Source organism: Haliea sp. E1-2-M8, from assembly GCF_030649675.1.
In the GTDB taxonomy this organism is placed as follows: Bacteria; Pseudomonadota; Gammaproteobacteria; order Pseudomonadales; family Halieaceae; genus Haliea.
In genome coordinates, this window is record NZ_JAUTDR010000005.1 from 39,075 (window position 1) to 60,968 (window position 21,894).

At 64.6% G+C, this 21,894-nt stretch carries 24 protein-coding genes; 13 read left to right on the forward strand and 11 right to left on the reverse strand.

All coding sequences use genetic code 11. From position 1 onward, the window contains the following. The first annotated feature begins 29 nt into the window (after positions 1-29). From Q6D67_RS05495 to ribB, 3 genes are all read left to right on the forward strand, one after another. Positions 30-479, forward strand: coding sequence for a cupin domain-containing protein (locus tag Q6D67_RS05495; protein ID WP_304704583.1), 450 nt, complete (start codon positions 30-32; stop codon positions 477-479). A 191-nt stretch (positions 480-670) separates the two neighbouring features. Beyond that, positions 671-1,852, forward strand: a complete 1,182-nt coding sequence (locus Q6D67_RS05500; protein ID WP_304704584.1) for an acetyl-CoA C-acyltransferase — start codon at positions 671-673, stop codon at positions 1,850-1,852. Between the two features lie 43 nt (positions 1,853-1,895). Beyond that, a complete protein-coding gene (gene ribB, locus Q6D67_RS05505; RefSeq protein ID WP_304704585.1) occupies positions 1,896-3,008 on the forward strand; it encodes a 3,4-dihydroxy-2-butanone-4-phosphate synthase in 1,113 nt (370 codons plus the stop codon). A 16-nt stretch (positions 3,009-3,024) separates the two neighbouring features. Here the strand turns inward: ribB and Q6D67_RS05510 are convergent, their stop codons facing one another. The 8 genes from Q6D67_RS05510 to Q6D67_RS05545 form a co-directional block, all read right to left on the reverse strand. Continuing rightward, a complete protein-coding gene (locus tag Q6D67_RS05510) occupies positions 3,025-3,783 on the reverse strand; it encodes an enoyl-CoA hydratase-related protein (RefSeq protein ID WP_370551925.1) in 759 nt (252 codons plus the stop codon). Positions 3,784-3,793: 10 nt separating this feature from the next. After that, a complete protein-coding gene (locus Q6D67_RS05515; protein ID WP_304704587.1) occupies positions 3,794-4,468 on the reverse strand; it encodes a nitroreductase in 675 nt (224 codons plus the stop codon). A gap of 88 nt (positions 4,469-4,556) precedes the next feature. Then, positions 4,557-5,375, reverse strand: coding sequence for a crotonase/enoyl-CoA hydratase family protein (locus tag Q6D67_RS05520; RefSeq protein ID WP_304704588.1), 819 nt, complete (start codon positions 5,373-5,375; stop codon positions 4,557-4,559). A gap of 15 nt (positions 5,376-5,390) precedes the next feature. After that, the gene (locus tag Q6D67_RS05525) at positions 5,391-7,019 is read right to left on the reverse strand and encodes an acyl-CoA synthetase (RefSeq protein WP_304704589.1); all 1,629 of its coding nucleotides are present in this window, start codon (positions 7,017-7,019) and stop codon (positions 5,391-5,393) included. A 32-nt stretch (positions 7,020-7,051) separates the two neighbouring features. Beyond that, complete coding sequence (locus tag Q6D67_RS05530; protein ID WP_304704590.1) at positions 7,052-8,212, reverse strand: thiolase domain-containing protein; 1,161 nt, start codon at positions 8,210-8,212, stop codon at positions 7,052-7,054. Beyond that, a complete protein-coding gene (locus tag Q6D67_RS05535; RefSeq protein WP_304704591.1) occupies positions 8,212-9,270 on the reverse strand; it encodes a lipid-transfer protein in 1,059 nt (352 codons plus the stop codon). The genes Q6D67_RS05530 and Q6D67_RS05535 overlap by 1 nt, the downstream gene beginning before the upstream one ends. A 3-nt stretch (positions 9,271-9,273) precedes the next feature. Continuing rightward, positions 9,274-9,789 (reverse strand): Zn-ribbon domain-containing OB-fold protein, encoded by a 516-nt coding sequence (locus Q6D67_RS05540; protein ID WP_304704592.1) that lies wholly within the window; start codon positions 9,787-9,789, stop codon positions 9,274-9,276. Beyond that, on the reverse strand, positions 9,786-10,241 hold the full coding sequence (locus Q6D67_RS05545; protein WP_304704593.1) for a Zn-ribbon domain-containing OB-fold protein: 456 nt from the start codon (positions 10,239-10,241) through the stop codon (positions 9,786-9,788). Before Q6D67_RS05545 ends, Q6D67_RS05540 begins: the two co-directional genes overlap by 4 nt. 230 nt (positions 10,242-10,471) lie before the next feature. On the opposite strand from Q6D67_RS05545, the gene Q6D67_RS05550 reads away from it, so the two are divergent. Beyond that, positions 10,472-11,377, forward strand: a complete 906-nt coding sequence (locus Q6D67_RS05550; RefSeq protein WP_304704594.1) for a VOC family protein — start codon at positions 10,472-10,474, stop codon at positions 11,375-11,377. 15 nt (positions 11,378-11,392) lie between these two features. On the opposite strand, the gene Q6D67_RS05555 is transcribed toward Q6D67_RS05550, so the two are convergent. Genes Q6D67_RS05555 through Q6D67_RS05565 form a run of 3 tightly spaced genes read right to left on the reverse strand, consistent with a single transcriptional unit; the run spans position 11,393 to position 14,383 of the window. Beyond that, positions 11,393-12,148, reverse strand: a complete 756-nt coding sequence (locus Q6D67_RS05555) for a transporter substrate-binding domain-containing protein (RefSeq protein ID WP_304704595.1) — start codon at positions 12,146-12,148, stop codon at positions 11,393-11,395. 33 nt (positions 12,149-12,181) lie between these two features. Next, positions 12,182-13,522, reverse strand: coding sequence for an MFS transporter (locus tag Q6D67_RS05560; RefSeq protein ID WP_304704596.1), 1,341 nt, complete (start codon positions 13,520-13,522; stop codon positions 12,182-12,184). A gap of 3 nt (positions 13,523-13,525) precedes the next feature. Continuing rightward, positions 13,526-14,383, reverse strand: coding sequence for a PA4780 family RIO1-like protein kinase (locus Q6D67_RS05565; protein WP_304704597.1), 858 nt, complete (start codon positions 14,381-14,383; stop codon positions 13,526-13,528). Positions 14,384-14,534: 151 nt separating this feature from the next. Between Q6D67_RS05565 and Q6D67_RS05570 the strand changes: the two genes are divergently transcribed. From Q6D67_RS05570 to Q6D67_RS05610, 9 genes are read left to right on the forward strand one after another with little or no spacing between them, the layout of a single operon-like run. Next, positions 14,535-15,014: a Na+/H+ antiporter subunit E gene (locus tag Q6D67_RS05570; protein WP_304704598.1), complete on the forward strand. Its 480-nt coding sequence runs from the start codon at positions 14,535-14,537 to the stop codon at positions 15,012-15,014. Next, positions 15,014-15,325, forward strand: coding sequence for a monovalent cation/H+ antiporter complex subunit F (locus Q6D67_RS05575; protein ID WP_304704599.1), 312 nt, complete (start codon positions 15,014-15,016; stop codon positions 15,323-15,325). Before Q6D67_RS05570 ends, Q6D67_RS05575 begins: the two co-directional genes overlap by 1 nt. Further along, a complete protein-coding gene (gene mnhG, locus Q6D67_RS05580; RefSeq protein WP_304704600.1) occupies positions 15,322-15,672 on the forward strand; it encodes a monovalent cation/H(+) antiporter subunit G in 351 nt (116 codons plus the stop codon). Before Q6D67_RS05575 ends, mnhG begins: the two co-directional genes overlap by 4 nt. Continuing rightward, positions 15,669-16,646, forward strand: a complete 978-nt coding sequence (locus Q6D67_RS05585; protein WP_304704601.1) for a DUF4040 domain-containing protein — start codon at positions 15,669-15,671, stop codon at positions 16,644-16,646. The genes mnhG and Q6D67_RS05585 overlap by 4 nt, the downstream gene beginning before the upstream one ends. 6 nt (positions 16,647-16,652) lie before the next feature. After that, positions 16,653-17,012, forward strand: coding sequence for a cation:proton antiporter subunit C (locus tag Q6D67_RS05590; RefSeq protein WP_304704602.1), 360 nt, complete (start codon positions 16,653-16,655; stop codon positions 17,010-17,012). After that, positions 17,009-18,502, forward strand: coding sequence for a monovalent cation/H+ antiporter subunit D family protein (locus tag Q6D67_RS05595; RefSeq protein ID WP_304704603.1), 1,494 nt, complete (start codon positions 17,009-17,011; stop codon positions 18,500-18,502). The genes Q6D67_RS05590 and Q6D67_RS05595 overlap by 4 nt, the downstream gene beginning before the upstream one ends. Next, entirely contained in the window at positions 18,502-19,968 is a 1,467-nt protein-coding gene (locus Q6D67_RS05600) for a monovalent cation/H+ antiporter subunit D family protein (RefSeq protein ID WP_304704604.1), read from the forward strand. Before Q6D67_RS05595 ends, Q6D67_RS05600 begins: the two co-directional genes overlap by 1 nt. Then, positions 19,965-20,213, forward strand: a complete 249-nt coding sequence (locus Q6D67_RS05605; RefSeq protein ID WP_304704605.1) for a hypothetical protein — start codon at positions 19,965-19,967, stop codon at positions 20,211-20,213. Before Q6D67_RS05600 ends, Q6D67_RS05605 begins: the two co-directional genes overlap by 4 nt. After that, the gene (locus tag Q6D67_RS05610; protein ID WP_304704606.1) at positions 20,206-21,894 is read left to right on the forward strand and encodes a Na(+)/H(+) antiporter subunit D; all 1,689 of its coding nucleotides are present in this window, start codon (positions 20,206-20,208) and stop codon (positions 21,892-21,894) included. Before Q6D67_RS05605 ends, Q6D67_RS05610 begins: the two co-directional genes overlap by 8 nt.

Below are 21,894 nucleotides of genomic sequence, written 5' to 3' on the forward strand. Positions count from 1 at the left end.
TGTAAGTCACCCGCAACTGGAGAACGACCATGAGAAAACTTGCTACCCTGACCTGCATCGCCGCACTCGCGTCCTTTATCGGCGCCCCAGCCCTGGCCGAGGACACGCCACTGCCCGCGAAGATGACCGCCGAAGACATGAGCGGCACCATGTTTGAACGCGAGGACACCACCCGTACCGAACGCAATGGCCACACCGTGCTGGATGTGACTTCGCTCCTGAGCAGCGACGGCAAGTTCGGCTCCGGGCTGTATCGCGCCGGGCCCTCGCGCTTTGCAATCGACGAGCCCTACGGCGTGGATGAATTCATGTACTTCCTCGAGGGCGGCGTTACCCTGACTTCCGCCGACGGCAGCGTGCTGGAGGTCAATGCCGGGGAAGCGGTTACCCTGCCCAAGGAATGGACCGGCGTCTGGGAAACCGAAGGCTACACCAAGATCTGGGTGATCTATTCCGAGGACGGCTCCGGGCTCCAGTAACAGCCCCCATTCCCCGGGAGCGTCGCTCCCGGGCATTGCCGCACACCTGGCCGGCCGCCTTGCCGGCCGCGCACCTGGCCGGCCGCCTTGAGTCAGCCCGCGGTCTGTGGCCTAATGTGCCCCCGTTTCAGGGGGCATGCGGCCGCGCAGGCTGCGCCCAAACGCACTCACCAGCAGCCGGAAAGTACACTATGAGCAATAATTCTGTCGTTATCATCAACGGTGCCCGCACCCCCATGGGTGGCCTCCAGGGCAGTCTTGCCACCCTCACCGCAGCGCAACTCGGCAGCACGGCCATTGCTGCCGCCCTGGCACGCAGCGGCGTTGCCGCCGACGATGTCGATGAAATTTTCATGGGCTGCGTACTCCCCGCGGGCCTCAAGCAGGGCCCGGCCCGACAGGCCGCCCGCGGCGCTGGAATTCCCGACGCCGCCGGCGCGGTCACCCTGAACAAACTGTGCGGCAGTGGCATGCAGGCCACCATATTCGGCTTTGACAGCATTGTCGCCGGCACCAACCAGGTGGTCGTCACCGGCGGCATGGAGAGCATGAGCAATGCGCCGCACCTGCTGCCCGGCGCCCGTGCCGGCGTGCGCACGGGCCACGCCAAACTGCTGGACCACATGTTTACAGACGGCCTGGAAGACGCCGACAGCGGCCGCGCCATGGGCAGCTTCGCCCAGGAAACCGCTGATTCCCGCGGCCTGACCCGGGAGCAGATGGACGCCTTCGCCGTGGAGTCCCTGACCCGCGCCAAGCGCGCCATCGAAGACGGCTCCCTGCAGGCGGAAACGGCTCCGGTCACGGTCACCACCCGCGCCGGGGAATTGGTAGTCAGTGACGACGAGCAGCCGCACAAGGCCGCGATCGACAAGATACCCAATCTGCGTCCGGCCTTCTCCGCGGACGGCACCATCACCGCCGCCAACAGCAGCTCGATCTCCGATGGCGCCAGCGCCCTGGTGCTGATGAACGGCAGCGAAGCAGAAAGCCGCGGCCTCAAGCCCATGGCCCGGATTGTCGCCCACGCCCGCCACAGCCAACACCCGTCGGAGTTCACCATTGCGCCGATCGGCGCGGTCAACAAGCTGTTTGCCAAGACCGGCTGGACCGCGGCCGATGTAGATCTGTTCGAGATCAACGAAGCCTTCGCCATGGTGACCATGCTGGCGATGCAGGACCTGGGCCTGGACCACAACAAGGTCAACATTCACGGCGGCGCCTGCGCCCAGGGTCATCCCATCGGCTCTACCGGCTCGCGCATCATCGTCAGCCTGATGTACGCCCTGCAGAAGCTTGGCAAAAAGCGCGGCGTGGCCGCCCTCTGCATTGGCGGCGGCGAGGCCACCGCGGTTGCGATTGAACTGATCTGAGACTGATACGGCGGGCCAGCGCTCGCCGCTTCCGAGGCGCCCCATGGCACTGAGCAGCATTCCCGACATACTCGACGATATTCGCGCCGGGAAAATGGTTATCCTGATGGATGACGAAGATCGCGAGAACGAAGGCGACCTGATTATTGCCGCGGAAGCGGTCACCCCCGAGATCATCACGTTCTTTTCCAGCGAGGCCTGCGGCCTGATCTGCATGCCGATCACCGAGGAGCGGGCGCGGCAACTGCAGCTGCCGCTGATGGTGCGCGACAACCGCTCGCAGCACGAAACCAACTTCACCGTGTCCATCGACGCCGCCGAGCGCAAGGGGCCGGGCATCAGCTCGGTACAGCGCGCCCACACCGTGCGCCAGGCCGTGGCCGCGGATGCCAGGCCGGCGGACATCATCCAGCCGGGGCACATTTTTCCGCTGGTGGCCAAGCCCGGCGGTGTCCTGCGCCGCGCCGGCCACACGGAAGCGGGGGTGGACCTGGCGCGCATGGCGGGCTTTGAACCCGCCGCCCTGATCGTGGAAATCATGAATGAAGACGGCACCATGGCGCGGCGGCCGCAGTTGGAAGTGTTTGCCGAGCGCCACGGCCTGCACATGGGTACCATAGCCGACCTGATCGAGTATCGCTCGCTGCACGAACAGTCCATTGACCTGAGTGACAGCAAGACCGTAAACACTGAATTCGGCGAGTTCCAGTTGCACACCTTCAGCGATCTGATCGACGACACCCTGCACTACGCGCTCACCCGCGGCACACTGGCCGAGGACACCGCTACCCTGGTGCGGGTTCAAACGGTGAGCATGCTGCGGGATGTCATTGGCACCGTGATTAGGGACCAGGCTGCCGGCTGGACCTGCCGCCGCGCCCTGGAGTGCATCGCCCGCGAAGGTAGCGGCGCGCTGGTGCTGATCGGGCAACCGGTCAGCGCTGCCCAGGCCCTGGCGGACGTGGTCCAGTTTCCGGATCCCCCGACCGTCACCGGCAGCAGCACCGGCGGCGTCGGCAATTATCGGGTAATCGGCACCGGGGCGCAGATTCTGAAGCGTCTGGGTATTGGCCAGATGCGCCTGATGTCGGCGCCAGTGCGCTTCAACGCACTCTCCGGCTTCAACCTGGTGGTCACTGAATTCGTTCAGCCTTGAGCGGAGCCCAGGGCGCTCAGACGAAGCGCGGCGCCCGCTTCTCGAAAAATGCGGCCAGGGCCTCGATGTTGTCCGCCGAGCCCGCCTGGCGCAACATGGCAGCCTGCTCGGCCACGAACGCGGCGTCGATGCTGCGCTCGTGGTGCATGCGCAGACAGCGCTTGATCTCGCGCAGGGAGCTCACCGGCCACTGGGCGACCGTTTCGGCGCGGGCGAAGGCGTGCTCAAACAGAGCCGCATCCGGCAATACCTCGGCCACGATTCCCAGCTCCCGGGCCCGCGCCGCATCGAACCAGTCCGCTGTATAGAACAGTTCCGCCGCCCGCTGGGCACCGATATTCGCCTGCAACATATAGCTGCTGGCCCACTCCGGCACCAGCCCCAGGGCGGCGAACGGCAGCCGCAGTCGCAGGCTCTCCCCGGCATAGACCATGTCCGCGTGAAACAGCACGGTGGCGCCGCCGCCAACGGCGACGCCGCTGGCGGCAATGATGAGCGGCTTGTCGAAATCGGCCACCGCCCGGGCGGCGCTCTCGAAGGGGTGGGGCTCGTCGCCCGCGGTGCCGCCAAAACTCGCCAGATCGACGCCGGCGCTGAAGCTGTCACCGGCGCCGGTCAACAGCACGCAGGCGACCTGGGGGTCTTCCGCCGCGGCCTTGAAAGCCTCGCGAATGGCGACCCACAGGGCATCGTTGATCGCATTTTTCTTCGCCGGGCGGTTCAGGGTCAGCACCCGTACCCGGCCGCGCTGCTCTTGTAAAAGCACCGATTCCATCGTCCTGCCCTCAGCCGTGAAAGATGACAAAGTCGTCCACTGACGCCCGCTCGGTGACGCACTGGTTGGCTGCCGCCTCGGGGTCCGGGAAGCCGAAGGAAATGCCGAACATCAACTTGTGCGACGGGTCCACCGCCAGCGCGGCGCGCAGCTGGTCCGCCTGGAAACCCAGCGCCGTCTGCGGGCAGGAGCCCAGGCCGCGGGCTGTCAGCGCCAGCATCAGGGTCTGGGCAAACATGCCCAGGTCGCAGGCTTCGCGCAGGCCAAAGGGCTCGGGCAGGAACAGGAAGGCGACGTGGGGCGCATCGAAGAAGGTAAAGTTGCGCATGAAGGCCTGCTGGCGGCTGGCCTTGTCCTCCCGCGGGATGCCCATGGCGTTGTAGAGCGCATGCGCGGCGGCGTGCTGGCGGCTCTTGTAGACCCCTTCATAGACACCGTCGTAGGGGAAATCCATGCTGATGCGACCCGCCAGGAACTCCCCGGGCAGGGTCTCCCGCAGTTCTTCCAGTTTCGCGCCCGAGACTACATGCACGACCCAGGGCTGGGTGTTGCAGTTGCTGGGAGCGCGGGCAGCGTCATCGAAGATCGCCGCCAGTTCGGCGGCGGGAACCGGGTCCGGCAGGAACGCGCGCAGGGAGCGACGCTCGCGGACTACGGTACTGAAAGCGTGGACATGGTCAGACATCAGGGGTTTCCGTAAATAAGTGAGCCGCCATTATGCGCAGCCGCGCCGCGGCAGGCCAGTGCGCTGATGACCGGAGAGGTCGGGAGGGTTATTCGCCGCGGAATTGCGCCGGCCGTTTGTCCCGGAATGCGCGCATGCCCTCTTTCGCGTCGGCGGAGGCAAATACTGGTCCGGCCAGGGCGTCCGAGGCCAGCATGGCGTCATCTTCGGCCATGCATTCCTGGTGCTCGCGCAGGGACCGGGTTACCGCCATTACCGCCAGCGGCGCGTTGGCGCAGATACGCGCGGCGTATTCCCGCGCCACCGTCAGCGCTTGCCCCGGCGGCACCAGACGATTGACCAGGCCCCAGTCCAGCGCCTGCTGCGCGCTGATGTGCTCGCCGCAGAGCAGCATTTCCGCCGCCAGGCAGTAGGGAATCTGCCGCCGCAGGCGCACGGTCGAGCCGCCCATGGGATAGAGGCCGCGGGCAACCTCGGTAACGCCAAAAATCGCATTGTCTGCGGCGATGCGGATATCGGTGCCCTGCAGGATCTCGGTGCCGCCGGCCAGGGCGTAGCCCTCCACCGCGAGGATCAGCGGCTTGTTGGGGCGGTTGTCGCGCAGCAGCGCCTGCCAGTGCAGGTTGGGCACCTCGCCCATCAGGGCCATGAATTCCTCGCTGGCGCCGTGGTCGCCGTCGGCACCGGCCTTCAAATCCATGCCCGCGCAGAACGTGTTGCCATTGGCGGTGAGAATGGCGCAACGCAGGCTGTCGTCTTCCTCCAGCCGGCGCCAGGCCCGGTACAGGCCCAGCAGCATCGCCGGGTTGAAAGCATTTTTTGCCTCCGGGCGGTTCAGGGTCACCACCAGAATGCCGTCTTCCTGCTGCACCAGGCAGCTGGGAGTGCTGATATCGAGTTCTTGCACGGGGTCTGCTCCTTGCTAGTCCACCCGGCAACGGCCGGACAGGGCGATTTCCAGGGCCTTGGGATAGGCGGGCTTGCCGCTGGGCGCCCGCGGCACCTCGGCAACAATGTGTAATTCCCGCGGCACCTTGTAGCCGGCGATATGCTTGCGCGCCTCTTCCTGCAGTGTCTGCAGGTCAATCGTCCGGGCATCGCGGGTGGCTACCACCGCGGTGACCTTGCTCCCCAGGCGTTCATCCGGTGTCGCCACCACCAGACAGTCAAACACCGCCGGGTGGTTCTTCAGGGCCTGCTCCACTTCTTCGGGAAAGATCTTCTCGCCGCCGCTGTTGATGCAATTGGAACCGCGACCGTAGACGGTGATGGTGCCGTCCTCTTCCAGCTGCGCCTCGTCCCCGGTCAAAAGCCAGGTCTTGCCGTCTACCGGCACAAAGGTTTTGGCGGTCTTCACCGGGTCGTTGTAGTAGCCGACGGGAATATAGCCGCTGCGGGCAAAGATCCCCCGGGCGCCGGGTTCAACATGAAAATGGCTGCCGTCCTCGGCCTCCCCCAGCACCGACATGAAGGGGTCGCGCACAATATTGCCCAGCCCCTGCCCCGCCTTGCCGCCGCTGTCGGCGCCCATGGCGCCGGATTCGGAGGAACCGAAACTGTTGCGGATCATGATATTCGGCAGGTGGCGGCGGAACGCCTCCTGCTTGCTGGCGGAGAAAACCGCGCCGCCGGAGCCCACGGCGAACACGGAGCTCAGGTCCCAGCGCTCCGGGTTCGCTGCCAGCGCATCCAGCAGCGGCACCGCCATGGCGTCGCCGACGATGGTGATGGAGTTGACCTTTTCCCGCTCCACGATATCCCACACATCTGCACCCACCAGGTGGTGCGCCGGGTTCAGCACCAGCATGTTGCCCGACAGCAGCTGGATGCAGGCGTACCACCAGCAGGCCCCGTGCATCAGCGGCGCCAGGGCAATGCCGACGATCGCGAAATCCCCGACCCGGTCGGCAATCTGTTCCGGCTCGGTGATCACGCCGTCCGGATGAAAATAGCCGCCGCCGCCCATGGCGGCGTGGAACACGCTCTTGTGCGGCCACATCACGCCCTTGGGCATGCCGGTGGTGCCGCCGGTGTAGAGAATGAACAGATCGTCATCCGCGCGCTCGGGGAAATCCCGCGCACTGCTGCGGCCGGCAAGCGCCTCCTCGTAGGCCGTGCTGCCGATGGCGGCCGCGTCCGCACCGCTGTCATCGTCCACGTGGACCAAAGTCTTCAGAGCCGGAGAATCGGCGTGCACCGCGGCAATGTGGGGCGCGAATTCTCGGTGGTGAATGCAGGCCACCAGATCCGCGTTATTGAAGATGTACGACAGTTCCTCTTCGACATAGCGGTAATTGATGTTGATCGGCACCGCCCGCAGCTTGAAACAGGCCAGCATGCCCTCGAGGTACTCGTTGCAGTTGTACAGGTACAGGCCGACGTGATCGCCCGGACCCACGCCCTGCTCGCGCAGGAAGTGCGCCAGGGCGTTGGCGCGCTGGTCCAGCTCTGCATAGGTCGCACGCTGGGCGCCACAAACCAGCGCCGTGCGCTCGGGCACCTTGTCCGCGACCAGCTCGAACATGTCCGCAATATTGAAATGCTTTGCCATTGTTGTTCTCCTCGCTGCTCGACGCCGCTAGCTCAGCCCTTGTCGGCGCCGACAATCCACATGGCAAAGAACTGGGCGCCGCCGCCGTAGGCGTGGCCCATGGCCAGCCGCGCCCCCTCGACCTGGTGGGCGCCGGCGTCACCGCGCACCTGCCGGGCCGCCTCCGCAAAGCGGATCATGCCGGAGGCTCCTATGGGATTGGAACACAAAACCCCGCCGGAACAGTTCCAGGGGATGTCACCGCCCGCGTCCAGGGACGTCGCACCCTCCTGGGTCAGCTTCCAGCCCTCACCTTCGGGAGCAAAGCCCAGGTTTTCCAGCCACATGGGTTCATACCAGCTGAAGGGCACGTAGATTTCGGCGCAGTCGAGATCCTTGCGCGGATTGGTGATCCCGGCCTGGGCGTAGACATCCGCCGCGCAGTCGCGCCCCGCCTGTGGGTTTACCTCCTCCCGCCCCGCGTACATGGTGGGCTCGGAGCGCATCGCCACGCCGCGGATCCAGGCCGGGGGCTTGCTGCCGGTAATGCTGTCCTCCGCCGCGATCACCATGGCGCAGGCGCCGTCCGAGGACGGGCAGGCCTCGAGAAAGCGCAGCGGGTCCCACAGCATCATGGAGTCGCGCACTTCCTGTTCGGTGATATCCGGCAACTGCAAATGCGCCAGCGGATTGCGGGCACCGTGGCGGCGATCCTTCACCGCCACCTTGATACCGATGTCACCGGGCGCTCCGGAGCGGCGAATATACTCGCGAATAATCGGCGCGAAGTAACCGCCGGCGCCCGCATTGAGGTGCACCGAAAATGGCTGTGGCGTGGACAGGGCCCACATGGCGTTGGATTCCGACTGCTTTTCAAAGGTTACGGTCAGCACTCGCTTGAAGGTGCCGCTCTGCACATGCGAGGCGGCCACAATGGCGGTGGAACCGCCCACGGAACCGGCGGTGTGCACGCGCAACATGGGCTTGCCCATGGCGCCGAGGGCATCGGCCAGATAGCTCTCGGGCATGACCACGCCCTCGAACATGTCCGGCGCCTTGCCGATAATCACCGCGTCGATGTCGTCGAAAGTGACGTCCGCGTCCGCCAGCGCCCGATCCACCGCTTCGCGCAGCAGGCCTGCGATCGACACATCGGTGCGCCGGGTTTTATAGCGAGTCTGGCCGATGCCGACCACTGCAGCCAATTCAGCCATTACGCGCCCTCCAGTACAGCGACCAGGTTGTGTTGCAGGCAGGGACCGCTGGTGGCATGTGCCACGCCGCGCCCGGCCTCACCATTGATAATCCGGCGGAACACCTCGCCTACCCTGGCCAGGCCGGAGGCCATCATCAGGTTGCCCGCGAGCACGCCGCCGCCGGGATTGACCAGCGTCTCCGGGGCCAGCTCCAGGGCCCGCGACAGCAGGATCTCCTGGTGACTGAAGGGCGCGTAGACTTCCGCGACATCCACCGGCCCCCGGTGGACACCTGCAGCAGCCGCTGCCTGCCGGGTGGATACCGAGTCCGTTAGGTCACGCAGGCAGGGGTTGTGGTTCTCGATGCGATGGTCGATGCCGGTGATGCGCGCGTAGGGCGCACCCCAGGCCCTGGCCTGCTCTACCGTAGCGATGACCATCGCCGCCGCACCGTCGGATACCGGGGAGCAATCCGCGCGTCGCAGCGGGGCGACGAAATGTTCCTCCGCCAGCAGCTCCTCAACGCTGAACTCCCCCGCCAACTGGGCCAGGGGGTTGGCCAGCGCATTGTGCCGGGAACGCGCCACCACGGCGGCCATGTCATGCTCGGTGAGCAGGCCCTGCTCCAGCAGCAGGCGCGCCTGCAGCGCCGCCAGGGACACCGTATCCAGCCACAGAGGCGCCAGGTAATAGGGGTCCAGGCGCTGGGACAGCACGATAGGCAGCTCGCCGGGCGAGGACTTGCCAAAACCGTAGATCAGGGCGGAGTCGGCGTGACCCATACGGATCTTGAGGATGGCCTCATACAGGGCCCAGGCCGCATCCATCTCGACGTGGGACTCCTTGATCGGCGGCACGGCGCCCAGGGCATCGACCCCCGCGACAAAGGCGAAGGCGGCACCCTGCAGGTAGTCGCAGCTGCCGGAGCAGACAAAATCGACATCCTGGGCACTGGCCAGGCCCAGCTGGCTGTACACAGCCTGCAACTGGGGCATGATCAGCTCCACCTCGTTGGTGGCGCCGGCATCGGCGACACAGGGGGACTGGCTATAGGCTACTACGGCAATCTCACGCACGGCTCAGCTCTCCAATCCGGTGACCGGCAGTTTGCCGATTCTGTCCACCGCCACATCCGGCTCGTCCAGCGGCCGGAAGTAGCGAATATTGTCCATGGAATAGCCCCACTCTGCCGCCGGCTTCCACAGGGCCTGCACCCGCTGGCCGATATGCACCTCTTCGTTGACGCACTCGCTGAGCAGGTGAATGAAGGAGATGTTGGCGCCGTCCGGGACGATATTGGCGACGATATAGGGCGGCTCGATCGGGTTGCCCGGGATCGGGATGGAGACGATGGTGAAGGACTGGACCGTGCCCTTGTCCGACAGCACCACCTCTTTCTCGGTGGGTACACCGCAGGCGGGGCAGGAACCCCGCGCCGGGATATAGACATTGCTGCAGCGGGGGCAGCGCTGGCCGGTGAGGACACCTTCCTTGAGACGGCCCAGAAAACGCGCCGGCGCGCTGCCGGCAGTAAACCGGTATTTGAGATACACCGGGGATTTGACAACGGTGACATCGGCCTGCGGCTCACTCATGACGCGGCTCCTTGCAGCAGGGTGAAACAGCGGATATCGGTGATGAATCCCTGGCGCTCGTCGGCCCAGCTGATGCTTACCCGGGCGCCGGTGGTGACCGCCTCCGCGGAGGGCGCCTCCAGGCAATGAATCATCGGCACATCGGCGCCGTCCAGCTGCACCATGGCCCAGGCGAAGGGCTGCTGCAGGAGATGGGCTTCCCGGGGCTCGCTTACCCAGCACCAGCTGAGCAGACGCCCCTCCTGGCCAACCTCCACAAAGTCCGTGAGCGGCGCCGCGGTCACCGGATCGTACTCGGCCGGCGGCACCAGCACGCGGCCGTCACTGCCGCGCACGCCGTACACCTTGCCATCCCGCAAGCCGGTAAGGAATTTGCCCACCACCGGTCCGGTGGAACGGGTATAGGTAAAACCCAGCTCGAACTCCTGGCTGAGTAATTCTGCAGCTGCCATATGCGCTTGCTCCCTGCCTGTGTGTGGCAGGGAGTATTCAACAGCACCGGCCCCGGCTCAATGACGCATTACAGCAACCGGCAGTGACATTTCTGATCACCCCCGCGCAAATACGCAAGGGTTTCCCTGTTTATACCAGCGCCGGGCTGTCGGCGGTTGGCCACTGTGCCTGCACGGCAAAGCCGCTTAAGATGGAACCACACCGGACACTATCCCGAGGAGAGACCCGCATGAGCATCGCCAGCATCGGCTACCTGAGAATCGCTGCCACCGACACCGCCGCCTGGATGACCTTTGGCACCGAAGTCCTGGGATTGATGGACGCGCGGCGGGAAGACGTCGCGGGCGCGCACTTCCTGCGCATGGATGACCACCCATTCCGCTTCATGCTGGAACCGGCCGAGACCGACGGCTTGCTCGCGGCGGGCCTGGAGTGCCGCGACCGCAGCGTCTGGCTGGACCTGTGTGAGCGCCTGCGCAATGCCGGCCACGAGCTGGAGGACGGCGATGCTGCCGCCGCGGCACGGCGCTGCGTGACCGCATTTGTCACCCTGCAGGATCCTTGCGGCAATACCCTGGAGTTGTACTATGGCCGCCGCCTGGACTACGCCCCCCTCATCTCCCCCACCGGGATCAAGCGCTTCATTACCGGCGACGAATACACCGGCGACATGGGCTTCGGCCACGCGGTACTGCCAACGCCGGACATGGACACCGCGGCGACGTTCTATACCGAGCTGCTGGGCCTTGGGGTCAGCGATGAACTCTACCCGCCGATGCCCCCGGGAGCGCCAGAGACCAAAATTTTGTTCATGCACGCGGACAATCCGCGGCAGCACTCACTGGCACTGTACAACCACCCCTACCCGGGCGACGTCGTGCATATCATGGTCGAGGTAAGCAGCCTGGACGAGGTGGGGCGCGCCCTCGATCGCGCCAAGGCAGCCGGCCACACCATCCTCGCCAGCCTCGGACGCCATGTGAACGACAACATGTGCTCCTTCTACGTGCTGGCCCCGGGCGGCGTTGCAGTGGAGTATGGCTACGATGGCCTGCTGGTGGACTGGGACAACTACACGCCCACGGTGAGCACCGAGGGCGATCACTGGGGTCACGAATACAATTTCCCCGGCTAGTACCCTGACAGGGTACTAGCCTGCCGGGGCATCCGGGCGGACCGGGATCCAGCGGTCAATGATATAGTCCAGGGTGCCGTTGCTGCGCATCATTGACAGCGCCCGCGCCAACTCCGCCGCCAGCGCCGGATCGTCCCGGCGCACGGCCCAGGCCAGCGGTTCCTCGGTCAACAGATGGTTCTGGCTGATCAGGTCGGTGTAGTCATCAGACGTCGCCAGCAGCCAGCTGGTCACCGCGTCGTGCAGCAACAGGTCAATCTCTCCCGCCCGCAGCGCGTCCATGGCAGCGGGCAGGCCAGCGAATGGCCGTACCGCAGCATCAGTCAGGTCGCGGCGGGCGAAAGCCTCGCCACTGCTGCCAACCACCACACCAACCCTGATATCTTCGCGGTATATCGCCCAGGGCTGACCAAACCGGCCGACCCGGTTGATCTGCATGATCGCCATCTGCCCCGCCTGCAGGTAGGGTTCCACGAACTGCACTCGCGAGGCGCGCTCCGGGGTCACGCTCATGCCGGACATGATGACATCGATCCGGCCCTGCTCCAGTGCAGGCAGCAGCTCGGAGGCTGCCATCGGCACCAGCTCCACGCGGCGGCCGATGACCTCGGCGACCGCACGCGCATTGTCCGCTTCCAGGCCAACAATCCGCTCCCCATCGCGAAATACCAGGGGCGGCTGTTCCGGAGCAAGCCCCACCCGCAGGGTTTGCGCCAGTGCCGGTGCCGCGACAGTCGCCAGCAGGAAACTCAATACCAGTAGTCTGATCATGCAAGTACTCTCGAAGAGGAAGGTTGGCGCGGGTCAGTCGGACGCGGAAGGCAGGGACAGGCTGCGCCACACCGCGAGCACGCCAATCAACGCCAAAAACAGCAGCACCGAGGCAGTGCCGTAGACCACATCGATAACCCCCAGGCCGGCGCCGGAAAACAGGAACAGGCCGATCACGGTATTGCTGACCGCCGTGTACTGGGCACGATTTTCGCTGGAGGCCATGTCCACCAGGTAGGTCTTGCGTCCGACCCGCGCGCCCTGATGGGCAACCGCAGCGACAAACAGTAACAGCGACGCCACCGGTACCATGCCAATGGCCCCCGGCAGCAGCCAGTAAAGGCCCAGGGCAACGCCCATTGCCGCCACCGAGATCGCTGCCGCCGCCGCCATGACCTTGTGCGCACCGGTGTCGGACCAGCGCCCCCAGAACGGTGCCGACAACAGTCCGGCGGCGCCTTCCGCCAGTAGCAGAGCGGCAAAACTGAGCAGCTGGCCCTCGGCGCCGCGCTGGATCAGCACGACGATATAGGGAATCGCAAACGCCGAGCTGATCAGCAGCATGCGGGCAGTGACGAAGTTGCGAAACTGGCGGTCGGTGCGCAGCAGGGACAGGCTGCGCAGGGCCTCGAGGATGGCGTTGGCGCCGCCCTGGGTCGCCCCCGGCACCTCGGGCACGCCGGCATAGACGGCGGCTGCAGCCAGCCACAACAGGGCCGCCAGCGCGAGGATTGCCGCAAACAGGCTGGCATTTCCGTCCGCGCCCTGCCCTGCCAGCTCCGGCACAAGCAGCAACAGCACCGCCACCGCCAGCGTAACCGCCCCGGCGGCAGAGGCAGAGAGGCCGGTGAGGCGTCCGCGCCGGGACTTGGATACGGTCTTGCCGAGGACATCCTTGGCGGCAACCGAGCAGACTCCGCGCGCCAGGCTGAACAGGGCCAGCAGGATTACCACCGCCAGACCGAGGGCGAACTCGCGCAGCAGCAGCACCGCGGGCACCATCAGCGCCAGTGCCAGCCCCTGGGCTACGCTGCCCCAGGCCCAGAACATCTTGCGTACGGCGTGCTCACGCACGAACTGGGCCACGAACAGCTGCGGCATCAGGGACAGGGATTCGCGCACGGGCACCAGCAGGGCAATGAAGATAGCCGGGGAACCGAGTGCCGACAGCATCCAGGCCAGCACCAGGCGGCTGCTGGTCAGGGCATCGCCGATCTTGGTGAGGGTCTGGGCCGCCAATTGCAGGACGAAGGCCCGGGGCTGTTCATGGCAGGCGGACTCCGGGATATCGCGGCACACGCGGACATCTTCTTCCTCCACCAGGAGGGTATAGATCCGGTCCGGCAACTCACGCTCGCGGGAAGCTGAGGTCACGACCTAGTCGTCCTCGTCGGCTTCCCTGAGCCGCTCCTGTCGCTCCTGCTCTTCCTCCAGCGCGGCGCGGATTTCCAGCATCACCGAATCCAGGTCCGCGGGGGTGTCATCTTCCGCGGCGATGCCGGTCAGGACGTGCTCCGGGGTAAGCTCCCCTTCCTCGAACAGCTCCCAGATTTCTTCGCCGTAGCGGGTGGCCAGCAATTCCGGGGCGAATATACCGTAGTACTCCGTCACCTTGTGCACATCGCGCAACAGCATGCTGCGGGCGTTGTTGTTGGCGGCGGCATCCACCGCCTGGGGCAAATCGATGACCACCGGGCCGTCCGGATCCACCAGGATATTGAACTCCGACAGGTCGCCGTGAATGACCCCGGCACAGAGCATCCGCACCACGTAGCGCAGTACCTGTGCGTGATCCTCCACCGCCTGTTCGGCGGACATGGTGACATCCGCCAGCCGCGGGGCGACGTCACCGCTCTCGTCGGTGATCAGCTCCATCAGCAGCACCCCGTCGAAGCAGCCCAGGGGCTCGGGCACGCGCACATCGGCGCGGGCGAGACGGTACAGGGCATCGACCTCCGCGTTCTGCCAGGTTTCTTCCTGCTGCTTGCGGCCGTAGCTGGAGCCCTTTTCCATGGCCCGCGCCCGGCGGCTGTTGCGCACCTTGCGGCCCTCGGTGTAGGCGGCCGCTTTCTTGAAGCTGCGCTTGTAGGCCTCTTTGTAGATCTTGGCGCAGCGGGTGCGGCCCCCGCAGCGGACCACGAAGATGTCGGCCTCCTTGCCGCTCATCAGGGGGTAGAGCACCTCGTCGATCAGGCCGTCCTCAACCAGGGGTTGCAGGCGAGGCGGTACTTTCATAAACAGCATTCCGGCGGCAAATTTGCCGGCCAGTCTAGCACGAAAAACAGCAGCGTCTGTCCAGTGGCGGGAGCAACCGGGTCACGACAGGTGGCACATTCTCGCATCGTTAAGGTATCATTCCGCCTTTGTCGGCAAGAGTGATCGTTCTATGCATGTGTTGCGACTCGGGCTCGCAGTCATGGCCCTGTTCCTCGTATGGTTACTCTGGGGCGGGCTGTACAAGACTCCCGTGCTGCAGTTGGGCATCGCCTCCTGCTGCCTGGTGGTGTGGCTGACACACCGCATGGCCCGCCCTGATCAGGAGACCCACAGTTGGACGCTATACTACCGCATTCCGTTTTACTGGCTCTGGCTGGTGGGCCAGATGGTGATTTCCAACGTTCAGGTGTTGCGCATGGTGCTGGGGCCTCTGTCCGCCCTGTCACCAACGATTGTGGAGGTGGAGGCCAAAGCCACCAGCAAGTTCGCCCTGACCTTGCTGGGCAACTCGATAACGCTGACTCCGGGAACCCTGACCATCGACATTGACGGCAACAGACTCACCGCCCACTGCCTGACAGCGCCAACCGCGAGAGATCTCAGCGCCGGCGCCATGATCCGGCGTGTTGCAGCCGTGGATCCAGATTGATGTTGCTGGTTGCCGCAATCGCCATTCTGATAACCATGGCGCTGGCGCTGGCGCGAGCGCTGCTGGGCCCCAGCGTCTACGACCGGGTGCTGGCGGTGAATATGTTCGGCACCAAAACCGTGCTCCTGATGGCCATCATGGCGTTCGCCATGGGCCGCACCGACTTCCTGGACCTGGCCCTGGCCTACGCCCTGATCAACTTTATCGGTGTGCTCGCGGTGCTCTGGTTCGTCCAGGAAAGCCAGCTGCGGGAGCAGCGCAGGGCGGCGACCAGCGACCGCGGTCCGCCAGCCGGGAGCGACAACGAATGAACGGAGTTGTCGAGCTCATCGCGGGGCTGTTGGTGGTCAGCGGAAGTCTGTTTGTGCTTGCCGGCGGCATCGGCGCGCTGCGCATGCCCGACTTCTACACCCGGATCCACGGCGCCAGCCTGACCGACTCGCTGGGGCCGGTGCTGATTCTCGGCGGCCTGATGGTCCATGCCGGGCCGTCCCTGGTGACGGTGAAGCTCGCGGCGGTCCTGCTGTTCCTGATGGTCACCTCACCCACCGCGAGCTACGCTCTGGCCAACGCCGCGTTGCTCGCCGGGCTGCGTCCGGAAGGTGTCGAGGGCGCAAAGCCTGCGGCCGATGCCGGGCAACAGGAGACGTCGCCGTGACCACACTTCTCATCGGCGCCTTCCTGCTATCCCTGCTGGTTATAACCGCGGTTGCCATCGTGCGCGCCACCGACCTGTTCTCCGCGGTCATGCTGTCCGGCATTTTCAGCCTGCTCATGGCCCTGAATTTCTTCCTGCTCGACGCGGCAGATGTGGCGCTGACGGAAGCCGCAGTCGGCGCCGGAGTGGCCACCGTGCTGCTGCTTGCGGGTCTGCGCCTGACGCCGCCTACCGAAGCCAGGGGACGCTCCCTGCGCGTGCTCACTCCTGCCGTGATCGCCGCCGTCGCCCTGCTGATGATCTACGCCAGCTTTGGCCAGCCCTCACTGGGTGATCCGCAGGCGCCGGCCCAGCAGCATGTGGCGCCGTGGTACATCGAGAAGACCCCGGAACTGGTGGATATCCCCAACATCGTGACGGCGGTTCTGGCCAGCTACCGCGGCTTCGACACACTCGGGGAAGTATTCGTCGTACTGACCGCCGGTATCGGCGTCATGTTCCTGCTGGGTGGGGGCCGGGGCAAGCCGTTCTCGCGCCTCGACAGCAACGTCGAAGAGGGCCTGAGCAGGCACCTGATCCCCAAGGTCATGGCGCGACTGCTGGTACCCTTTATCCTGCTGTTCGCCCTGTTCATCCAGTTCCACGGTGAGTACAGTCCCGGCGGCGGCTTCCAGGCCGGGGCCATCTTCGTCGCCGGTATCATCCTGTTCTCGCTGGTCCGTGGTGAACGCCTGACGTTGGCGGTCATTCCCCCCCGGGTACTGCTGTGGATGAGCGCTGGCGGCGCGCTGCTATATGGCGCCGTCGGCCTTGCCGGCATTGCCATGGGCGGCAACTTCCTCGACTACTCGGTACTCGCCGACGATCCGATCACAGGCCAGCACATCGGTATCATTGTGATCGAACTGGGTGTGGGGCTGACCGTTACCGGTGTCCTGCTGTCCATCTTCCACGCATTCGCTGCCAGAGACTGATCCACCATGAAGCTCCTGGGACTCTTCAACTATTGGGTGTTCGCGGTGTTGCTGATGATCGGGCTATTCGCCCTGATCAGCCGGCAGAACCTGATCAAGAAAATCATGGCGCTGGCCATTTTCCAGTCCGCGGTATTCCTGTTTTTCATCACCATGAGCAAGATCGAGAACGGCACCGCGCCCATTATCCAGGCCGGCGTGGACAACCAGATTTTTTCCAACCCACTGCCCCAGGTGCTGATCCTGACCGCAATCGTCGTAGGCATCTCCACCACCGCCCTCGGCCTGGCCATCGCGGTGCGCCTGTACGAGGAGTACGGCACCATCGAGGACAACGAAATCCTGGCGCTGGATCGCAGCGCATGAATCTGGCGGACCACCTGCCGGCGCTGCAGGTCGCAGTACCGCTACTGACCGCCCCGCTGGTGATCCTGCTGCGTGCGGGTTTCCTGGCCTGGCTGACGGCGCTGGTGGCGAGCCTGGCGTCGCTGGGCCTGGCCATCCTGCTCACGGTGGCGGTGCTGGAGACCGGCACGCAGGAGTACTATGTGGGCGGCTGGGAACCGCCCTACGGCATTGCCCTGTCGGTCGACGGGCTGAGTGCCCTGGTGCTGCTGCTGATCACCGGTGCCTCGTCGCTGGCGCTGGCGGGGGGCCGCCAATCCCTGCGCCTGGATATCGACAACCGTCGCGCGCCCATGTTCTACGGCGCCTGGCTGATCGCCATGGCCGGGCTGTGCGGTATTGCAGTGACTGGCGATGCCTTCAACGTGTTCGTGTTCATGGAAATTTCCTCCCTGGCCACCTACATCCTGATTGCCGCCGGCCGCGACCGGCGCGCGCTGTCGGCGGTGTTCAAGTACCTGATCATCGGCACCATCGGCGCCACTTTCTACCTGATCGGGGTCGGCTTCATCTACATGATGACCGGCACGCTGAATTTCGCCGACATGGCCCTGCGCCTGGATGACGTCATTGAAACCCGCCCGGTCATTATCGCCGCGGGCTTCATCACCATCGGCCTGGCGCTGAAAGCGGCCATTTTTCCGCTACACATCTGGTTGCCGCGCGCGTACACCTATGCGCCCAACGCGGTCACCGTTTTCATTGCCGCCTGTTCCACCAAGGTTGCTATCTACGTCCTGCTGCGGTTCAACTTCACTGTGTTTCACGGCAACCTGCTGGGCCACTCCGACCTGTTCAGCGTGTTCATCATTCCCCTGGCGCTGTCGGGCATCCTGCTGGCGTCCGCGATAGCCATTTACCAGGGCAACGTGAAGAAGATGCTGGCCTTCTCTTCAGTGGCGCAAATCGGCTACATCGCCCTGGCTGCAGGCCTGGCCTCCCAGGCTGGCCTGATGGCGGCGCTGCTGCACATGTTCAACCACGCGCTCGCCAAGGGCACCCTGTTTCTGTGTGTACTCGCATTTATCCTCACTTCCCGCAGCGCCATTATCACCGATTTGCACGGCATTGGTCGCCGCATGCCCTGGACCATGGCGGCCTTTGTCCTCGCAGGTCTCAGTCTGATCGGCGTACCGGGCACTGCAGGCTTTATCAGCAAGTGGTACCTGATAGTCGCCGTGATGGAAGTGCCGGGCTGGGGTGTGCCGCTGGTCATGGCGATTATCGCCAGTTCCCTGATGGCCGTGGTTTACCTGTGGAAGTTCATTGAGGCCGCCTACTATGGTGAACCGCCACCCGGCGGGGATACGGCAGCGTTGGAAGTCACGCTGCCACTGCGCGCGCTGATCTGGGTGGCGGCCCTGAGCAACGTCTACTTCGGGCTGTTCCCGCAGCTGCCGCTGGCCCTGGCCCAGAGCGGTACCGGCACCCTGCTCGGAGGCCTGAACTGATGGGCGCGAACAGCCTGCCAATCATTCTGCTGGTGCCACTGCTCGGTGCAATCGGCATTGCCCTGACCGGGCGCTGGCCCAATGTCCGGGAAACGATCAGCCTGGTTACCGCACTGGCACTGGCGGTGCTGGTATTCTCCTGGTTCCCGGAAGTTCTGGACGGTGCGCGCCCTCGTTTCACGCTGTCGGAGCCGCTGCCCGGTCTGTCCCTGGCGCTGTCCCTGGAGCCGCTGGGGATGATGTTTGCCTGTATCGCCTCGTTCCTGTGGATTATCAATACCATCTACTCGATTGGCTATATGCGCAGCAACAATGAGAAACACCAGACCCGGTTCTATATTTGTTTCGCACTGGCCATCGCCGCCGCGATGGGCATAGCCCTGTCCGACAACCTGTTCACCCTGTTCCTGTTCTACGAGATTCTCACCCTCTCGACCTACCCTCTGGTGGCGCACAAGGGCGACCCCAAAACCATTGCCTCGGCCCGTGTCTATCTCGGCATACTCATCGGCACCTCCATTGGCCTGTTGCTGCCTGCCATTATCTGGACCTATGTCGCGACCGGCACCACCACCTTCACCCTGGGCGGCATCATCCAGGGCAACGTGCCAGGCCCTGCGGTAGGACTGCTGCTGGGGCTGTTTGTGTTCGGTATCGGCAAGGCCGCGGTGATGCCGGTGCACCGCTGGCTACCGGCGGCCATGGTGGCGCCCACCCCGGTCAGCGCCCTGCTGCACGCGGTGGCGGTAGTGAAGGCAGGCGTCTTTTGCGTCACCAAGATCATCATCTACATATTTGGCGTCGACTTCCTTTTCAGCCAGCCCAGCGCCCAGTGGCTGCAGTATATCGCGGCATTTACCATTATCAGCGCCAGTATTGTGGCGCTGTACCAGACCAACCTCAAGCGCATGCTGGCCTACTCCACCATTGCCCAGCTGTCCTATGTGATCATGGCAACGGTGATCCTCAAGCCGTTGGCAGAGATTGGCGCTGCCGTGCACATCGCGGCTCATGCCTTCGGCAAGATCACCCTGTTTTTCGCCGCCGGCGCCATTTACACAGCCGCCCACAAAACCGAGCTGTGGCAGCTGGCGGGCATCGGCAGGCGCATGCCCATTACCATGGCAGCCTTTACCATTGGTGCGCTGAGCATGATCGGCGTGCCTCCAACTGCCGGCTTTGTCTCCAAGTGGTTCATCCTGGCCGGCGCCTTCCAGGCGGAGAATTACCTGGCGATCTTCACCATCATTGCCAGCACGGCCCTGAATGCGATGTATTTCCTGCCCATCGTCTATTTTGCCTGGCTGGCCCCGGACGCGCCCGACGTCGACATGAACCACGGCGAAGCGCCGGCGGCCATCCTGCTGGCGCTGGGGGTGACCGCCACCCTGACCATTGTCTTTTTCTTCTTCAATCAGCCCCTGCTGGATCTCGAAGGCCAGCTGGTGCAGAGTCTGCCGCTATGAACGCACCCGACAATCATTGGCTCACCCGCCCCGGCACCATCCGCTGGCTGTGGATCATCGGCTACAGCACCCTCGCCATCACCGTTGGCCTGCAGTGGCTGATACCGATAAAGGGCTATTTTGGTGTGGATAGCTGGCTGGGGTTTGGCGCCCTGTTCGGCTTCTTCAGCTGTGTGTTGATGGTGTTTGGTGCCAGGCTACTCGGCGTTCTGCTAAAACGCCCGGACACCTACTACGATGTTTGAATCCCTGCCACCTGCCCTCGCCCTGATCGGCGGTGCGCTGCTGACCGCAGCGATCAGCTCGCGCCAGATCCGTGCCTTCGTGGTCATTGGCGCACCGCTGGTGTGCCTGTACGGCATCTGGCAGGTTCCCGATGGCGTGAGCCTTGAGGCGTCCTTCCTCGGCTACACACTGGAACTGGTGGAGGGCAGCCCCGTACGCAGGCTCTTTGCCACTATTTTTGCCCTCATGGCGGCGACCGGCGGCCTGTTTGCCTTCAACCACGCCCGGCGCACCGAGCTGGTCGCAGCCCAGTTCTATGCCGCCGGTGCGGTCGGCGTCTGCTTCGCCGGCGACCTGCTGACCCTGTTCCTGTTCTGGGAGCTGATGGCCCTGTTTTCCACGGTGGTTGTGTGGTGCGGAGGCACGGAAAAGGCGCGTGCCGCGGGCGTGCGCTACGCCATCATGCATCTGCTGGGCGGCGTGATTCTGAAGGTGGGCATCGAAGGTGTGCTGATCAGCACCGGGTCGCTGGATGTGCGGCCACTGCAGGCGACGGATTTCAATACCTGGATGATCCTGATCGGCATCCTGATCAATGCCGCCGCGCCGCCCCTGTCGGCCTGGCTATCCGACGCCTACCCGAACGCCAGCCCCACCGGCTCGGTCTACTTGTCCGCCTTCACCACCAAGACTGCAATTCTCGCCTTGATCCTGCTGTTCCCGGGCGAATCGATCCTGATCTGGGTTGGCGTGTTCATGATCTTCTACGGCATCATCTATGCCCTGCTGGAAAACGACATCCGCCGCATCCTGGCGTTCTCCATCGTCAACCAGGTGGGTTTCATGGTCTGTGCCGTGGGGATCGGCACCGAGATGGCGATTAACGGCGCCGCCGCCCACGCCTTTGCCCATATCATCTACAAGGCCCTGCTGTTCATGAGCGCGGGCGTGGTGGTGATGCGTACCGGCATGCACCTGTGCACCGACGTCGGCGGCCTGTTCCGCACCATGCCCATCACCATGTGGTGTGGCATCATCGGGGCGCTGGCGATCTCCAGCTTCCCGCTCACTTCCGGCTTCACTACCAAGAGCATGATTTCCCAGGCCTCCGTCGACGAGGGCCTGATGCTGGTGTACTTCCTGCTGGCCGCTGCTTCCGCGGGCGTGTTCCTGCACGCGGGCATCAAGTTTCCCTGGTTTGTATTTTTCCAGAAAGACTCCGGGCTGCGGCCCAAGGATGCGCCCTGGAACATGACCCTGGCGATGCTGTTCTTCGCCGGAATGTGCATCCTGCTGGGGGTTTTCCCGCAGCTGCTCTACCCGCTGTTGCCCTACGCCGTGGAGTATGAGCCCTACAAGGCAAGCAAGGTGCTGTTCTACCTGCAGCTGCTGCTGTTCTCCGGGCTCGCCTTCTTCCTGCTGTTACCGTGGATGCAGCGCACCCTCACCATCTCGCTGGATGTGGACTGGCTCTGGCGCAAGGGCCTGCCGCTGCTGGCGCGCTTTGGGGCAAGGGTGGGTTCGCCGCTGGTCAATGCGGCACAATCCCGGCTCGACGATGCCTTCAATGCGGTCACCACCTCAGCGCGCAACACCATGGGCCACGCCGGCCCCCTGGGGCGTTCCTGGGAGATCGGCACCACCGCCCTGTGGATTGTGCTGCTGCTGATGGTGTACGTGTTCGCCTACTACCTGTTCTGA

Bases quoted from the DNA above. Each gene is read 5' to 3' on its own strand.
- Q6D67_RS05605 (WP_304704605.1), top strand. From the start codon at position 19,965: ATGAACGCACCCGACAATCATTGGCTCACCCGCCCCGGCACCATCCGC.
- Q6D67_RS05515 (WP_304704587.1), bottom strand. From the start codon at position 4,468: ATGTCTGACCATGTCCACGCTTTCAGTACCGTAGTCCGCGAGCGTCGC.
- Q6D67_RS05600 (WP_304704604.1), top strand. From the start codon at position 18,502: ATGGGCGCGAACAGCCTGCCAATCATTCTGCTGGTGCCACTGCTCGGT.
- Q6D67_RS05550 (WP_304704594.1), top strand. From the start codon at position 10,472: ATGAGCATCGCCAGCATCGGCTACCTGAGAATCGCTGCCACCGACACC.
- Q6D67_RS05545 (WP_304704593.1), bottom strand. From the start codon at position 10,241: ATGGCAGCTGCAGAATTACTCAGCCAGGAGTTCGAGCTGGGTTTTACC.
- Q6D67_RS05530 (WP_304704590.1), bottom strand. From the start codon at position 8,212: ATGGCTGAATTGGCTGCAGTGGTCGGCATCGGCCAGACTCGCTATAAA.
- ribB (WP_304704585.1), top strand. From the start codon at position 1,896: ATGGCACTGAGCAGCATTCCCGACATACTCGACGATATTCGCGCCGGG.
- Q6D67_RS05570 (WP_304704598.1), top strand. From the start codon at position 14,535: ATGCATGTGTTGCGACTCGGGCTCGCAGTCATGGCCCTGTTCCTCGTA.
- Q6D67_RS05575 (WP_304704599.1), top strand. From the start codon at position 15,014: ATGTTGCTGGTTGCCGCAATCGCCATTCTGATAACCATGGCGCTGGCG.
- mnhG (WP_304704600.1), top strand. From the start codon at position 15,322: ATGAACGGAGTTGTCGAGCTCATCGCGGGGCTGTTGGTGGTCAGCGGA.
- Q6D67_RS05510 (WP_370551925.1), bottom strand. From the start codon at position 3,783: ATGGAATCGGTGCTTTTACAAGAGCAGCGCGGCCGGGTACGGGTGCTG.
- Q6D67_RS05610 (WP_304704606.1), top strand. From the start codon at position 20,206: ATGTTTGAATCCCTGCCACCTGCCCTCGCCCTGATCGGCGGTGCGCTG.
- Q6D67_RS05525 (WP_304704589.1), bottom strand. From the start codon at position 7,019: ATGGCAAAGCATTTCAATATTGCGGACATGTTCGAGCTGGTCGCGGAC.
- Q6D67_RS05565 (WP_304704597.1), bottom strand. From the start codon at position 14,383: ATGAAAGTACCGCCTCGCCTGCAACCCCTGGTTGAGGACGGCCTGATC.
- Q6D67_RS05555 (WP_304704595.1), bottom strand. From the start codon at position 12,148: ATGATCAGACTACTGGTATTGAGTTTCCTGCTGGCGACTGTCGCGGCA.
- Q6D67_RS05495 (WP_304704583.1), top strand. From the start codon at position 30: ATGAGAAAACTTGCTACCCTGACCTGCATCGCCGCACTCGCGTCCTTT.
- Q6D67_RS05595 (WP_304704603.1), top strand. From the start codon at position 17,009: ATGAATCTGGCGGACCACCTGCCGGCGCTGCAGGTCGCAGTACCGCTA.
- Q6D67_RS05500 (WP_304704584.1), top strand. From the start codon at position 671: ATGAGCAATAATTCTGTCGTTATCATCAACGGTGCCCGCACCCCCATG.
- Q6D67_RS05540 (WP_304704592.1), bottom strand. From the start codon at position 9,789: ATGAGTGAGCCGCAGGCCGATGTCACCGTTGTCAAATCCCCGGTGTAT.
- Q6D67_RS05590 (WP_304704602.1), top strand. From the start codon at position 16,653: ATGAAGCTCCTGGGACTCTTCAACTATTGGGTGTTCGCGGTGTTGCTG.